This is a genomic window from Bacillus sp. SD127 (assembly GCF_058566445.1).
Map to the genome: position 1 here is coordinate 3,895,483 of NZ_CP191226.1, position 14,419 is coordinate 3,909,901.

Here is a 14,419-nt window from a genome sequence, read left to right on the forward strand (position 1 = left end):
GAGGAACAGCACATTGATCAAATCATGGAAGCCGCAAGAACTGACGATTTCATATCATCAATTTACTGTATTTCAAAAGGGTTCCGCACCGCCAGTCATCGATTGGACAGATGAAGCAATTGAAAAAGGATATGCGGAAACGGACGAAGCCATTTCGTTTGAGGCACAGCGAAATTCAAAGGTATATATTCTTTTGCGACTTAACAGTTCAGAAACAGTTGCATCCTACGAAAAAAAAGTGACTGTTCCTTTTCACGTCACAAAAGACGGAATTGAAATTGAAAGCATCATGTCCAAGAGGCTGTCCTTTGACCTTCCTAAAGGAGACTATCAATTCACATGCTACACTGTGCCGGCTGAGCTGTCAGATCTGCACGCTGACACTTATATCATTGATGCTGTTTCCGTATAATGAAAAGCCCTGAGAGAATACTCTCAGGGACTCTTTATACATTTTCTCCATTTGTCTTAATGACATCCTGATACCAATAAAAGCTTTTTTTCTTCAATCGTTTTAAGTCATGTTCATTCTCTTCGTCACGATTCACATAAACAAAGCCGTATCTTTTTTGATAACCGTTCAGCCAGCTTAACAGATCAGTAAATGACCAGCTGCAATATCCAATCAAATCGACTCCATCACTAATGGCCTGTCTGCATTGCTCAAGATGCGATTGCAAATAATCAATTCTATAATCATCATGTATAGTGCCGTCTTCAACTTTATCGAATTCTCCTAAACCGTTTTCTGTAATAAACACAGGAAGCTGATAACGTGTCGTAATACGGCGAAGCCCGATACGCAATCCTACCGGATCAATCGTCCAATCCCAGTTGCTCGTTGTTAGGTTAGGATTTTTCTTAGTTTTAAATAGTCCCGGCATCCCTGTTTCCTGATTGGTCCCTTTTTGTCCCGTCGTATTCATTTTCCCTTCTGAGACACCGTCGAGCGGATTTCGTTCGTAAGTAATCGTTTGATAATAGTTGACACCTACAAAATCCGGCTTCCCTTTGGCAAGCAGCTCCATATCACCCGGTTCGACTGTCGGCGCCCACCCCTGTTTTTCTAAATAGCGGAAAGGAATTTGCGGGTAGGTTCCCCAGCAGTACATGTCCAGCCACCAATTATTCATAAATTCTTCAGCATTTTCAAATGCCGTAATGTCCTCTGGATGACTGGTTAAAGGGTATGCGGGAGAATAAGCAAAGCTTGGTCCTATTTTGCCTTCGGGCACATATTTTCTGAAGGACTCAATGGCTTTCGCATTTGCCAGAAACGCAATATGATTTGCTTCGTAAAATCGTTTTCTGTCCTTCACGCCAGGCGGATGCATAGCTGTTAGAAAGCCGTGATTAAAATTGTAGTTTTGTTCATTTAACGTTACCCAATATTTCACTTTCTGCCCAAAGCGTTTATAAAGAGTAATGCAGTAATGATTAAAATCCTCTATGATGTTTCTCGACTCAAATCCGCCATACTCGTCCATAAGCGCCTGAGGCAAATCCCAGTGATATAAAGTCAAAAACGGCTCAATGTTATGAGAAAGCAATTCATCAATCAGGTTATCGTAAAATGCCAGACCGGCTTCATTGATTTCTCCTTTTCCTTTTGGAAAAATACGCGGCCAGCTGACAGAGAATCGATATGCCTTCAGCCCCATCTCAGCCATCAGAGCGACATCTTCCTTATAACGGTGATAATGGTCAACTGCAACATCACCATTGGTGCCCTTAAACGTTTTGCCGGGGATTTTCGTAAACACGTCCCATACAGAAGGACCTTTGCCATCTTCGTTCCAAGCTCCTTCAACCTGGTAAGCTGCTGAAGCCGAGCCCCATAAAAAATGTTTCGGAAAAGATTCTGGATGTTGATGGATCATTGTGTTAATCACTCCTGAAATATTTGATAAGCCTATCATAGGCTATGAAACGCGTTTCATAGCAACACAATGTTAATCCCGGAACAGCTCAGCTAATATTTTCTCTCTTTGTTCAAGAAAACATCTGGTTAACTGGACGTGTTCAGTGCTTTCGTATTCTGTATGATGAATACTGCCCCCGTCAAAGCTGAAAATGTCAGCATTCGGATACCCCAGCAAAATTGGAGAGTGAGTGGCAATGATGAACTGTACATTTCCGCCTTTCACTAAATCGTGTATGACTCTCAAAAAAGCTAACTGCCGTGAGGGAGAAAGAGCAGCTTCAGGCTCATCTAAAAGATAAATGGCTTTTCCTTTAAAACGATGTTGAAACAGCGACATAAAAGACTCACCATGCGATTGCTTGTGCAGCGGCCTTCCGCCATAGGAAAGATATGGCTGCGGAGCATCTCGTTCCACTTCATCAAGATGAAGAGAAAGCTGATAAAACGATTCTGCTCTTAAGAAAAAACCATTTGTGATCTTCGGAAGCCATGATAACCGTATGTAATCTCCCAAATGAGAGTCTGACTCCTGCAATTCATAGATATTATTACGGCTGCCGCCCGCTGTATTAAATTCACACTTATCAGCAATTGCTTCAAGCAACGTTGATTTCCCCGAGCCATTTTCCCCGACAAAAAAAGTCACTTCTCTGGTAAATGAAATGTCGTGTAATTGACTTACAGCAGGGATAGTGAATGGGTATCTGTTAAAGGACGGGATCTTATCTCTAAGGAGTGTTACTCTTTTTAAAAACATAGCTTCTCCTCTCGCGTTAAATGAATATATGAAGTAAAATCTTTTGATCCATAAGAATGCGTTCTCATATTCCAAATTATATATTATATTGTCAGTATATTCTTTTTAACGGTAATGAAAAAGCACCCAACCTTAATTGGATGCTTACAGCCTAATGTCTCTTTTCAAATTTATGCGGATGAGGATGAGGCTTCGGAACAAAGCCGTTTTGTTTCATCATTTCAAAGTGTTTGACCATGTGATTTTTGATGTGATCTCCTCTTTCTTTAGGCAGAATTCCGTATTCTACATACTTTGAGATGACATCCTTGCGTTTTTTTAATATGTCTGCTTCCAGCTGTTCAATTTCTTTCTTTTGCTGTTCAGTCAGTGTAACGTTTGCAGGCGGCTGCTGATTCTGTTTTTCCGCTGCTTCAGCTGTGCCAGTTAAAGAAATAACAGCCGCGGCAATGAGCATTCCGATGATATTGACTTTCACTTTTTTCACCCAGTTTATTCCTCCTAACTTTTTTTCATATATTTTACTTCATTCTGTTTTTTATGCATACAAAATAGAAAGAGCGAACCATTATTCGCTCTTTCTGATCTGTTCGTCCGTATATAGTTCTTCTTCTCCCGGTGATGCGTAAGTAACGTATGTTCCTGCGATAAAATCATGTAGCGTCCGTTTGTCTTCTCTCAGCCCGATCATAAACAGGCTGACAATTAAGCCAAGCCCGAAGGTTATGCCGTAAACCAGTCCGGCAATGATGACTCGCATAATCATGGTTACCAGGCCGACCTGTGACCCGTCTTTTTTTACGATTCTGATTCCGCAAATCCTTTTTCCGATGAGATAGCCTTGCCAAAATACCGGCAGCAAAATAGAGTACAGCAAAACGACCAGGCTGATGATCATGCTGTCGTTCGGGTCTTTTCCTGTGATCAGCCAATAGATCAACAAAAGGGGCACCGAGACAATAATGTAATCCAGTAATGAAGCTCCTAGTCTGATCTAAAATCCGGCCGGTTTATAGTTCTTCATGTAACTCCCCCATTATGGTTTCAATATGACTTTGATGTTGCCGTCTTCTTTCTTATCGAATATATCATATGCTCTAGGGGCATCAGCAAGACTTAATTTGTGCGTAATGATATCAGTAGGATCAATTTCTTGCTGATCAACCATTTGATACAGCATCGGCATCAGATGAATGACCGGTGCCTGTCCCATTTTGACAGAGACATTGCGGGTGAAGAAATCGCCGAGCGGAAAACCGTCCGCTTGAGAAATATATGCCCCTGTCAGCTGAACTGTGCCGAACTTTCTGACTGCTTCAGACGCGGTGAGAATCGGGCTGATGGTTCCGAATTGGTTCGGTTTTTCAGACGCTTTTTCTTTCGAAAGCGGGGTCCCGTCCATTCCGACACAATCAATAACGACATCCGCTCCGCCGTCCGTTTCATCATAAAGAAGCTTCCCGATCTCATCATGTTCTGTAAAGTTGAACGTTTCCACGCTGTTTGTCCGTTTTGCATGCTCCAGTCGATGAGGAACTTGATCAACGGAGATGACGCGTTTCGCTCCCTTCATCCAAGCGAATTTTTGCGCCATTAATCCAATCGGCCCCGCTCCCAGAATCAAGACGGTATCGCCTTTTTTCACTCCGCTGTGCTCCACGCTCCAATATGCTGTCGGCATCACGTCGGATAGAAACAAGACCTGTTCATCCTTAAGCTCACTGTCGGCAGGAACTTTGAAGGATGAAAAATCAGCAAACGGCACCCGCAAGTATTCAGCCTGTCCTCCGGGAAAATTGCCGTTATCTTCAGAGAAACCAAATAAACCGCCGGCATCGGTATGCGGGTTTGGATTTGATTCGTCGCACTGGCTCTCCATTTGATGCTTGCAATAAAAGCATTCGCCGCACCCAATGTTAAACGGAATCACGACACGATCGCCTTTTTTTAGTGATTGAACCTCGCTTCCGGTCTCTTCAACTACTCCCATCGGTTCATGTCCGATAATATAATCCGGCGCAGCCGGAATCCCGTTTTTATACAAATGTAGATCAGAGCCGCAAATACCTGTTGCCGTAATGCGGATAATAGCATCTCTTGCATCCTGAATCCGGGGAGCTTCAACCTCTTTCACTACCACATGCTCTTTCCCTTGGTATGTCAGTGCTTTCATCCTTGGCCAACTCCTTTTTTATGACTCCTTCCCTTCCCGGCTGCTTTTAAACTCGCAGCTTCATTTGTATACACAATTCGAACTTTTTGAAAACGCCATCAACATATTGCAACCCCTTATGTTCAATGCTATCTTTTTAGTTGATTAACAGATTGGGGGAAACATAGGTGAAATCATGTAAACAATCAAAAGCCGTTATCTTTAGCTTTACAATGGCTTTCTTTCTTATATTGGCAGCCTGTTCCGGCAAAGATGAAGCCGGTTCCAAGGATACAGGCTGGGAGCAGATCAAAGAAAAAGGAAAAATCGTCGTTGCTACGTCCGGCACACTTTATCCTACGTCCTATCATGATACCGATTCAGGTAAGGATCAACTGACAGGCTATGAGGTTGAAGTTGTTCGAGAAGCGGCTAAGCGTCTCGGGCTCAAAGTCGAGTTCAAGGAAATGGGCATCGACGGGATGCTGACAGCGGTGAACAGCGGCCAGGTTGACGCTGCCGCCAATGATATAGATGTGACAAAGGACCGCGAGAAGAAGTTCGCGTTTTCTTCTCCTTATAAATATTCATATGGCACAGCCATTGTCCGAAAAGATGATTTATCAGGGATTAAAACACTGAAAGATTTAAAAGGGAAAAAAGCGGCTGGCGCAGCGACAACTGTCTATATGGACGTTGCCAGAAAATACGGCGCCCAAGAAGTCATTTATGATAACGCGACCAACGAGCAGTATTTAAAAGATGTTGCCAACGGCCGCACTGATGTCATCTTAAATGACTATTACCTGCAGACACTGGCACTCGCGGCATTTCCGGATCTTAACATCACGATCCATCCTGACATCAAGTACATGCCGAACAAACAGGCCCTTGTCATGAAAAAAAGCAATACTGAGCTTCAGAAACAAATGAACGAGACGCTGAAAAAGATGAGCAAGGACGGCACTTTGACAAAGCTGTCGAAACAATTCTTTAATAAAGCGGATGTATCAAAGAAACTGGATATCGACGTTCAAGACGTTGACCTGTAATCAGACGCCATGATGTACAGCATTCAGTGGGAATATATTTTCAACACACAGCTGGCGATTGAATCGTTTCCTTATGTCATAAAGGGTATAGGGTACACGTTGCTTATTTCTTTTGTCAGCATGTTTGCGGGAACGGTAATCGGGCTGTTTATATCGCTCGCCAGAATGTCTAAGATTGCCCTGCTGAGATGGCCGGCGCGTCTCTACATTTCTTTTATGCGCGGCGTTCCGATTTTGGTGATCCTGTTTATCCTTTATTTTGGAATCCCTTATATCGGCATTGAATTTTCTGCCGTTACGGCCGCCTTGATCGGCTTTAGCCTCAACAGCGCCGCTTATATTGCGGAAATTAACCGTTCAGCCATTTCATCCGTTGAAAAAGGGCAGTGGGAAGCCGCATCCTCGCTCGGTCTTTCCTATTGGCAGACGATGAGGGGCATCATTTTGCCGCAATCGATCCGTATTGCGCTGCCTCCGCTCGCCAATGTATTGCTCGATTTGATCAAGGCATCCTCGCTCGCCGCGATGATTACGGTGCCGGAATTGCTCCAGCATGCGAAAATTATTGGGGGCCGAGAGTTTGATTACATGACCATGTATATTCTGACCGCGCTCATTTATTGGGCCATCTGCTCCGTTGCGGCGGCTTTTCAGAATATCCTTGAGAAGAAATACGCACATTATCTTTAAACAAACGTTTCATTAAAAAAAGCCGCTCCGCAGGAGACGGCTTTTTCCTATTGATTCAGCTTCCATTTAAATGGATCTTCAAACAGCGACCAATCGGAATCAAACTCATATTCAGTCAGCAAACATTGATCCAGCTCCTTCGTAATGGCGTCTTCATCCAAGTCTGTTCCGATAAACACCAGCTGCGTCAGACGATCGCCGAATTCCGGGTCCCAATCCTCTAATATTTCCGGCTCCTGCTGTTTGATTTGCTCCTGCTCAAGCTTCGGCATTGCCGCCACCCAATAAGATACCGGCTCAATCGTTACGGACGGGCCGGCTTGGGACATCAGAAGAGCGAGGCTGTTATGCGATGCGCACCAGACAATACCTTTGGCGCGGACAACATTTTTAGGCATTTGATCCATCCAGTGATAAAAGCGCGTTGAATGAAATGGCAGCCGTCTTTTATAAACAAATGAAGAAATGCCGTATTCCTCGGTTTCCGGGGTATGGGCTGCATGGCCTGCCGTCAGCTCTCTTATCCAGCCGGCAGATCCGCTCGCTTCCTCGAAGTTAAATAGCCCCGTATGTAAAATCTCCTGCGGCTTGACGTTCCCTTTGACAGCACGAATGAATGTAGCCCTTGGCTGCAGGGTGCGAAGGACTTTCTCAAGCTGTTCAAGCTCTTGCTCGCTGACTAAATCACATTTATTTAAGATCAGAACATCGCAAAACTCAATTTGATCGATTAACAGGTCGGCAATTTCTCTTTCGTCTTCTTCCCCAAGTGCTTCTTTGCGGTCCAGAAGGCTGTCACCCGACTGATAGTCATGCCAAAAACGGTTCGCATCGACCACTGTCACCATCGTATCTAACTCACAAAACTTGGTGAGATCGATTCCCAGCTCTTCGTCAATATAAGAAAATGTCTGGGCCACCGGGATCGGTTCGCTGATTCCCGTCGATTCGATTACGATATAATCAAACCGTCCGTCTTTTGCCAGCTTCTCCACTTCGACTAACAAATCCTCGCGAAGTGTGCAGCAAATGCAGCCGTTTGACATTTCCACTAGCTTTTCATCTGTTCTGGAAAGCCCGCCTTCCTGCTTGACCAGCCCCGCGTCAATGTTTACCTCGCTCATGTCATTTACAATAACGGCTATTTTTAAGCCTTCGCGATTTTGCAAAATGCTGTTGAGCAGTGTTGTTTTTCCCGCGCCAAGATAGCCGCTTAGTACTGTAACCGGAATTTTTTTCATTGTGATCACACCCTCTCAAAATAGAATCATTACGATTTAAATGCCGTATGTGTAATGGTGAATGCCGCTTTTCGCGCCCCAGAAATATTTCTCGCTGTCGGCCCGATTTCAAGTTCCGCAAAGGCACCCATCACTTATAACCCGTTCCCCCATTGCAAATCCTTGCCGACAATCGGAAAGCCGCAGCCGGCAAAAGGCAATTGCTCTGCTTGCGCTGCTTTTTGAACCCACTCGAATCGGCTGATGTCAGAGGCAAAGCCTGTTGCCAGCGCGATATGTTCGAATGTGTATGACGATTCATTTTTCTTCAGCTGTATCTGCAGCCGGCCGTCAGCTGTTTTTTGACATGATATCACTTCATCCTGAATGACCTTTATCCTGCCCTCTTCTCTATAGACAGCAAGCTTTCTTGAGATGTCCTTCGGGAAGGAGCCGCGATGTCTGGCATTTGTGATCCATTGTCTTCTCTTTTGATAGTCTGGCGTTTTGCTGAATCTTTTCATATACTTCGGGCCAAGCCAGCCCGGATCACTGTCAAAATCATAGGTGCGGAACGGATGCCTCACGAACATCGTCACGTCGCGCCCGTCATCTGAGAGCTTTATGGCGTAATGAGCCGCCGTGATCCCTCCGCCCACAACCGCCGCTTTTACGCCTTCCTGTTTTAACCCTTGCACATCCCTGTCAAACACATGATAAATGCCGTCATTCTGAAATGCTGTGCCCACTCCGGCCAGCAAGGCTGTTGTGAAAAACTCATGGCTAGTACAACTCTTTCGCCCCTGATTGTTTCGGAGGCATCTGTCCTCACTTCCCACAATCCGTTTTTTCTTCTCAAGTCTGTCACCATGCCTGTCTTCCACGCCTGATCAATATGTATCTCATCCAATACAGTTTCACAATGCTGATTAAAAAGCGATAAAGAGGGACGCTTATACCTCCCGAAGAATACCTCCGGCCACTGGCTTTTATCCGCATACGTTTGCAGGCTGAACGGCTCGGTATCCATGTGATGGACCGGTGGAGAGCGTAAATCATTCATCCGAATGCGGGCCGTATTTCGCTTCCAGCACTCAAGGGGCTGTTCATGAGGATCAATGACCGCAAGATCCTGGATAGGCACCTTTCCGCTCTTCACCAGATGCACAGCCAAGGTCGATCCTTGAATTCCGCCGCCGATGATAAGCCATTTATACATAGGAGTAACTCCTTTCTGCACAAAACGTAATTATTACGATTTAAATCGTATGTTCTTTTTTCCTTTTTGTCAACTGCTTTCTATTCAGCTGATCACAACTTTTGTGTGTTCAGGTATGTTTTCGTATATCCATTTCGCATCTGGAATGGATAGTCTGATACAGCCATGGGATGCTTTTGTCCCTAATTTTTTTGCTTCCTTTTCAATGACTTTTTTGTCCTTTGTCATGGGTACGCTGTGAAAAAGAAATTCTCCATGGTTTTTCCATGAGACCCAGTATTCCGCCCCTTCCTGATATCCTTCAGAGAAAAACCATTCTCCCCGTTCAGGCTCGATATGAAATGTGCCTTTCGGTGTGGAATCATCATGGGTTTGATCGAGTCCTGATGAAACGATCATGGTATAGATGGTTTTGCTTCCGGCATTGATATAAGCCTTCTGCTGTTTCACGTCCACATCAATCCAGACATTTTTCAGCTGCTTGATATCGGGGTATTCTCCGCCGGAAGGCTTTGTCCAATCAATGCTTGTTTTCTCTGCCGCTATGTGTTTGTCTGTTTTCTTCATTTGAGCTCCCGGTTTCTCGTCCGCATGATAAGAACAGGCTGACAGCAGAATTGCCGGCGCAAAAACAGCAATTAATAAGAATGAAAGTTTCATAGTCATTCCTCCTGTTTCGAAAACCTAAGCTTCGCATAGGCATCGTGCAGATGAATTGATTCTTCATTTCTGCATTCAATATCAAAGGCCGACACCCATTCAAGCTCATATAAGTCTGCTGCAATGAGACGGGCCAGATCCTCAACAAATCTGGGATTTTCATATGCGGTTTCCGTTACGGCCTTTTCATCCGGCCGCTTTAGCACCGGGTGCAGTCTCGCGCTGGCATTTGATTCTGCAACGTGAAGCAAATCGGCTTTTACATCGACTGGGAGCAGTGCCGTTGGATGAATATCGGCCAAAATGCTGACCGTTCCCCTCTGATTGTGGGCACTGTATTCACTGATTTCCTTAGAGCAAGGGCAAAGAGTCGTTACTTTCGCCGAGATACCGGCCCGCTGTTTAAACGGCTGATCTTCGTGATAGGTGACAGACATCAACATCTCAGCATGCATCAGCCCCGCTTTCCCAAGCATTGGACTCTTTCTTTCGAAATACCATGGAAACCGCACTTCGACGCAAGCCGAGATTTGATCCATGTTTTCTGCAAGCTCTTTCGTAAATTGCTGAAGAGAAGAAAATGTGAGAATCCAGCCGTTTTGATGATAGCGTTGGAGCTGCTCTGTTAATCGGCTCATATTGATGCCTTTCTGATTCCGCTGCAGGCTGGCGGTCATGGTAAAATTCGCTGCTGTCGTTTGCTGACAAGGCTTCATCGCTGAGGCAACAGTGACCGGGTGAGACACATTGGTGACACCTACTTGCTGAATATCAAAAAAATAGTCTTTTCTGATATTCTGAAGATCCTTCATGTTCTCCTTTTCCACAGGCTTTTGCCCTTTCACGGGACTGACCGACCCAAAATATTGAAGACGCTCCGTTTTTTCCGGGAGCAGAATGTGTTGTTCCAATCAGAAAACTCCTTCCGTTTTAAATCGTAATAATTACTATTTATTCTGATCGGTTCACGAGTTAAAATCAAGAGAAAGTTGAAAACAGCAAAAAAAGACACGCGCAAGCGCGTGTCTCCCATCCAACATCAAACATCCGCCGGGCTGCTTTCCGCGCTCCAGCTTTTTCTCCAGTAATATCCTGCGGCAATCACAAGCACAAACGCCAGCAATGCGATACAGGAAAACGTGATAAATCCGATGGCATATGTGCCTGTCATCTGTTTTAATGACCCTAAAATGTTTGGCAGAAAGAAACCTCCGATGCCTCCTGCTGCGCCGACGATTCCCGTCACCATTCCGATTTCTTTCCGGAAGCGCTGCGGGACGAGCTGAAACACTGCTCCGTTGCCCATTCCGAGTCCCATCATTCCGACAAATAAAAGGATGATAACCATTGAAAGAGACGGCAGACTGCTGACTCCGGCCATGCAAAGAGCCACGATGACAAACAGAACAGAAAGAACCTTCGTGCCCCCGACTCGATCGGAAATCCAGCCCCCTACAGGCCGGAAAAAACTGCCCGCTGCTACACATAATGTGACGAAATCTCCCGCGTGAATTTTTGACAGCTGATATTGATCAACGAAGAATATCGCCAAAAAGCTGGACAGCCCGACAAACCCTCCAAAAGTAACGCTGTACAGCAGACAGAAAAACCACGTTTCCTTCTGTCCGAACACCTGCAAGTAGTTTTTGAGCGGCTGCGGCGCCGGTTGTTCAGGAGAATTCTTCGCCATGAAAACAAACAGAATAAAGACGATGATCAGAGGAAGAAGCGCAATTCCCATCACACTGTGCCAGCCGAACTGCTCTGCAAGCCGGGGGCCAAACAGTGTCGCAAACAAGGTGCCGCTGTTACCCGCACCCGCTATTCCCATCGCCAGTCCCTGCAAATGAGGCGGATACCACCGGCTTGCCATAGGAAGCGCAACAGCAAAGCTCGCGCCTGCCACGCCAAGCAGAATGCCGATCGCGTAAAGCTCAGTCAGCGTACGGCCGCCAAAAGTTCCCCAAAGCAGTGGGATCATTGTCACCAGCATTCCGGTCACAGCTGTTTTTTTCGGCCCGATTCTGTCCGTTAATACGCCTAATATGATCCGAAACACAGATCCCGATAAAATCGGCACAGCCACGATAAGCCCTTTTTCAAAGGGAGACAGGCCAAAATCCTGAGAAATATAAACACCAAGCGCCCCAAGCATAACCCATATCATAAAACTTACATCAAAGTATAAAAACGAGCAGAGCAAAGTGGACGGGTGACCGCTTGTTTTCAGTTCCAACAGCTTCATAACATTCCCCTTTCTTGACCCTATAAAAATTTCAATTTTCTGAATCAAGAATATATGACCTTATTTTTTCGGAAAAGACATGTGTAAGCTAATGTGACACGTTTAATGCGTTAACTGAGCATTGTGCCATAATTTTTGATAGGAGAAAAACTTACAAGCTGAGGCAAAGGAGGTCTGGCAAATGAAGAAACAAAGATTAATTGTAGCAGGGAACGGAATGGCCGGAATTCGCTGTATTGAAGAAATATTAAAGCTTCATCGTGACATGTTTGAGATTGTCATTTTCGGCAGCGAACCGCATCCCAACTATAATCGCATTCTCTTATCCTCCGTTTTACAGGGGGAGGCATCGCTCAATGACATTGTGCTGAACAGTAGTGAATGGTACGCCAAGCAAGGCATAACACTTTACACAGGAGAAACAGTCGTTCAAATCAACACAGACTTGCAGCAAGTCATCACAGATCAAAAACGCAGCCTGTCCTACGACAAATTGATTCTGGCAACAGGCTCCTCCCCTCATATACTCCCCATACCCGGGACAGACAAAGAAGGTGTTTACGGCTTTCGGACAATAGAAGACTGCCAAGCTTTTATCAGCATGGCGGAACGTTATCAAAAAGCAGCGGTCATCGGCGCCGGCTTATTAGGCCTTGAGGCGGCTGTAGGCCTGCGGCATTTGGGCATGGATGTCAGCGTCATTCACCACTCTCCCAGCATTATGCAAAAACAGCTCGATCAAACAGCGTCTCGTCTGCTTCAGTCTGAGCTTGAACGAAAAGGCTTAACCTTTCTTTTAGAGAAAGACACAGCAACCATTACAGGAGGCCCACGGGCAGATGGTATCCGGTTTAGCGACGGCTCTTCGATAAAAGCAGACTTGATTGTGATGGCGGCTGGTGTAAGACCCAATATCCAATTGGCTGCATCAGCAGGAATCGCCGCAAACCGCGGCTTCATCGTCAATCAATTCATGCAGACGAGCAAACCGAATGTGTATGCCGTCGGGGAATGCGCCGAGCACAACGGAATGGTATACGGATTGGTCGCGCCTCTTTATGAACAAGGAAAAGTCCTCGCACAACACATCTGCGGCGCTCCATGTGAAGGATATCGTGGCTCTGCCCAATCTGCAGCCTTAAAAATAGCGGGAATTGATGTGTGGTCGGCAGGAAAGGTGCACGAAGACGCAGGCACGACGAGCATTAAGCTTCATGATGAACATGCCGGCTGCTACAAAAAAGTCCTCTTTGAGAACGACAAACTGGCTGGTGTAATTTTATTCGGAGACACATGTGATAAACAGCGGCTTCTCGACAGCCTGCTTAAACAAAGAGACATTTCCATTGTCAAAAAGCAGCTGATCGAACCGGATCAAAGCGGCATTTCATTTGCATCTATGCCTTCCGCTGAACCCATTTGCCAATGCAACTCGGTGACAAAAGGTTTGATTGAAGAAGCGGTGCACACGAAAGGCTTAACAACGGTCGAAGAAGTTAAGCAGTGCACAAAAGCATCCGGCTCTTGCGGAGGCTGCAAGCCGCTCGTTGAAGACCTTCTGAAATACATGGAAAGCAGCGAATATACAGAACCAGCCGGCCAGCCTTCGTTTTGCGGCTGCACTGATTTGACGGAAGATGAAGTCATCGCCGAACTGCACCGATGTCATTTCCCCGATCCTGCTGAGGCAATGAATCAGCTTGGCTGGAAAACGAAAAACGGCTGCCGCGTTTGTGTTCCGGCGCTTCACTATTACATGGAATTGTTGCAGCCTGGGTATATCCAGTCTCCTGAAACATCGCCCAAGGATACATGCACCCTCATTCCGCAAATGTACGGCGGGCTGACAAATGCAAAGGAACTCAGAAACATCGCAAACATCATCGAGACATACGGCATCCCCAATGTTTCAATAACTCACGGCCAGAGGCTGAAGCTTTCCGGAATCCGGCCGAATGACCTTGCAAACATCAGAAAAGAACTGCACATGCCAGTTTTCACTCATCAGCACCGCCGCTCGCTGCAAAGTGTCATAGCATGTACGTGCGGGGATGATCGCTCTATTCAAAAGCTGGCAAGCCACATCGAAAGACATACTGACGTGCTTTCCATGCCTGATCACATATCCATCAGCTTGTCGTGTGAAAAAGACTGCACCGCCGCAGCTATACAGGATATCGGCGCCATTCGAACACAAGAGGGCTGGGACATTTACACTGGCGGCATCCGGGGAGCGCATGCCCGTGCCGGAATGCTGTTTTGTGTGACGGATAGCGAAGAAAATACTGCCATTATGATGAAAGGCCTTCTTCAATATTATCGCGAAACGGCTCACTACGCGGAAGCGGTTCATCAGTGGATTGACCGCCTCGGCATCATTCATATCAGAGAGGTATTATTTGAACAGGATTTGCGTACGCAGCTGCTGGAAAACCTTCAAACTGACCTGTCATTGATACAAGATCAGCCTATACAGGCTGGCGCACTTAAGAAAGGATGA

The 14,419-nt window shown here is 45.8% G+C and carries 15 protein-coding genes; 4 read left to right on the plus strand and 11 right to left on the minus strand.

Annotated features, from left to right (window positions below; genetic code table 11):
• Positions 1-13 precede the first annotated feature (13 nt).
• On the plus strand, positions 14-412 hold the full coding sequence (gene nin, locus ACQVGS_RS20185) for a DNA-entry nuclease inhibitor (protein ID WP_283912782.1): 399 nt from the start codon (positions 14-16) through the stop codon (positions 410-412).
• A 34-nt stretch (positions 413-446) separates the two neighbouring features.
• Here the strand turns inward: nin and ACQVGS_RS20190 are convergent, their stop codons facing one another.
• From ACQVGS_RS20190 to ACQVGS_RS20210, 5 genes are all read right to left on the minus strand, one after another.
• The gene (locus tag ACQVGS_RS20190) at positions 447-1,880 is read right to left on the minus strand and encodes a glycoside hydrolase family 1 protein (RefSeq protein ID WP_491830492.1); all 1,434 of its coding nucleotides are present in this window, start codon (positions 1,878-1,880) and stop codon (positions 447-449) included.
• Positions 1,881-1,952: 72 nt separating this feature from the next.
• Positions 1,953-2,681, minus strand: a complete 729-nt coding sequence (locus tag ACQVGS_RS20195; RefSeq protein ID WP_188323518.1) for an AAA family ATPase — start codon at positions 2,679-2,681, stop codon at positions 1,953-1,955.
• 151 nt (positions 2,682-2,832) lie between these two features.
• A complete protein-coding gene (locus ACQVGS_RS20200; RefSeq protein WP_237728892.1) occupies positions 2,833-3,138 on the minus strand; it encodes a YckD family protein in 306 nt (101 codons plus the stop codon).
• Positions 3,139-3,249: 111 nt separating this feature from the next.
• Positions 3,250-3,675 (minus strand): RDD family protein, encoded by a 426-nt coding sequence (locus ACQVGS_RS20205; protein WP_164848148.1) that lies wholly within the window; start codon positions 3,673-3,675, stop codon positions 3,250-3,252.
• Positions 3,676-3,717: 42 nt separating this feature from the next.
• Complete coding sequence (locus ACQVGS_RS20210) at positions 3,718-4,854, minus strand: zinc-dependent alcohol dehydrogenase (protein ID WP_127696008.1); 1,137 nt, start codon at positions 4,852-4,854, stop codon at positions 3,718-3,720.
• A 167-nt stretch (positions 4,855-5,021) separates the two neighbouring features.
• Between ACQVGS_RS20210 and ACQVGS_RS20215 the strand changes: the two genes are divergently transcribed.
• Positions 5,022-5,885: a transporter substrate-binding domain-containing protein gene (locus ACQVGS_RS20215; protein ID WP_127696010.1), complete on the plus strand. Its 864-nt coding sequence runs from the start codon at positions 5,022-5,024 to the stop codon at positions 5,883-5,885.
• Positions 5,886-5,894: 9 nt separating this feature from the next.
• Complete coding sequence (locus ACQVGS_RS20220) at positions 5,895-6,575, plus strand: amino acid ABC transporter permease (RefSeq protein ID WP_127696012.1); 681 nt, start codon at positions 5,895-5,897, stop codon at positions 6,573-6,575.
• A gap of 47 nt (positions 6,576-6,622) precedes the next feature.
• Here ACQVGS_RS20220 and zinU read toward each other — a convergent pair whose 3' ends face one another.
• The 6 genes from zinU to ACQVGS_RS20250 all read right to left on the minus strand — a co-directional run bounded on the left by zinU (position 6,623) and on the right by ACQVGS_RS20250 (position 11,919).
• Positions 6,623-7,816: a zinc metallochaperone ZinU gene (zinU, locus tag ACQVGS_RS20225; RefSeq protein WP_095714433.1), complete on the minus strand. Its 1,194-nt coding sequence runs from the start codon at positions 7,814-7,816 to the stop codon at positions 6,623-6,625.
• A gap of 134 nt (positions 7,817-7,950) precedes the next feature.
• Complete coding sequence (locus ACQVGS_RS20230; RefSeq protein WP_400152735.1) at positions 7,951-8,544, minus strand: Rossmann-fold NAD(P)-binding domain-containing protein; 594 nt, start codon at positions 8,542-8,544, stop codon at positions 7,951-7,953.
• Positions 8,481-9,014: an FAD/NAD(P)-binding protein gene (locus ACQVGS_RS20235; protein WP_223203904.1), complete on the minus strand. Its 534-nt coding sequence runs from the start codon at positions 9,012-9,014 to the stop codon at positions 8,481-8,483. The genes ACQVGS_RS20230 and ACQVGS_RS20235 overlap by 64 nt, the downstream gene beginning before the upstream one ends.
• 84 nt (positions 9,015-9,098) lie before the next feature.
• Positions 9,099-9,674 carry a L,D-transpeptidase gene (locus tag ACQVGS_RS20240; protein ID WP_106022567.1) on the minus strand — a complete coding sequence of 192 codons (576 nt, stop codon included), beginning with the start codon at positions 9,672-9,674 and terminating at the stop codon, positions 9,099-9,101.
• A 2-nt stretch (positions 9,675-9,676) separates the two neighbouring features.
• Positions 9,677-10,585 (minus strand): GTP cyclohydrolase FolE2, encoded by a 909-nt coding sequence (gene folE2 / locus ACQVGS_RS20245; RefSeq protein ID WP_038954144.1) that lies wholly within the window; start codon positions 10,583-10,585, stop codon positions 9,677-9,679.
• Between the two features lie 128 nt (positions 10,586-10,713).
• Positions 10,714-11,919 (minus strand): MFS transporter, encoded by a 1,206-nt coding sequence (locus ACQVGS_RS20250; protein WP_127696018.1) that lies wholly within the window; start codon positions 11,917-11,919, stop codon positions 10,714-10,716.
• A gap of 181 nt (positions 11,920-12,100) precedes the next feature.
• Between ACQVGS_RS20250 and nirB the strand changes: the two genes are divergently transcribed.
• Positions 12,101-14,419 carry a nitrite reductase large subunit NirB gene (gene nirB / locus ACQVGS_RS20255; protein WP_127696020.1) on the plus strand — a complete coding sequence of 773 codons (2,319 nt, stop codon included), beginning with the start codon at positions 12,101-12,103 and terminating at the stop codon, positions 14,417-14,419.

Excerpts from the sequence above, each read along its gene's own strand:
- ACQVGS_RS20190 (WP_491830492.1), bottom strand. The coding sequence starts at position 1,880 with ATGATCCATCAACATCCAGAATCTTTTCCGAAACATTTTTTATGGGGC.
- ACQVGS_RS20195 (WP_188323518.1), bottom strand. The coding sequence starts at position 2,681 with ATGTTTTTAAAAAGAGTAACACTCCTTAGAGATAAGATCCCGTCCTTT.
- ACQVGS_RS20200 (WP_237728892.1), bottom strand. The coding sequence starts at position 3,138 with ATGCTCATTGCCGCGGCTGTTATTTCTTTAACTGGCACAGCTGAAGCA.
- ACQVGS_RS20210 (WP_127696008.1), bottom strand. The coding sequence starts at position 4,854 with ATGAAAGCACTGACATACCAAGGGAAAGAGCATGTGGTAGTGAAAGAG.
- ACQVGS_RS20220 (WP_127696012.1), top strand. The coding sequence starts at position 5,895 with ATGATGTACAGCATTCAGTGGGAATATATTTTCAACACACAGCTGGCG.
- zinU (WP_095714433.1), bottom strand. The coding sequence starts at position 7,816 with ATGAAAAAAATTCCGGTTACAGTACTAAGCGGCTATCTTGGCGCGGGA.
- ACQVGS_RS20235 (WP_223203904.1), bottom strand. The coding sequence starts at position 9,014 with ATGTATAAATGGCTTATCATCGGCGGCGGAATTCAAGGATCGACCTTG.
- ACQVGS_RS20240 (WP_106022567.1), bottom strand. The coding sequence starts at position 9,674 with ATGAAACTTTCATTCTTATTAATTGCTGTTTTTGCGCCGGCAATTCTG.
- ACQVGS_RS20250 (WP_127696018.1), bottom strand. The coding sequence starts at position 11,919 with ATGAAGCTGTTGGAACTGAAAACAAGCGGTCACCCGTCCACTTTGCTC.
- nirB (WP_127696020.1), top strand. The coding sequence starts at position 12,101 with ATGAAGAAACAAAGATTAATTGTAGCAGGGAACGGAATGGCCGGAATT.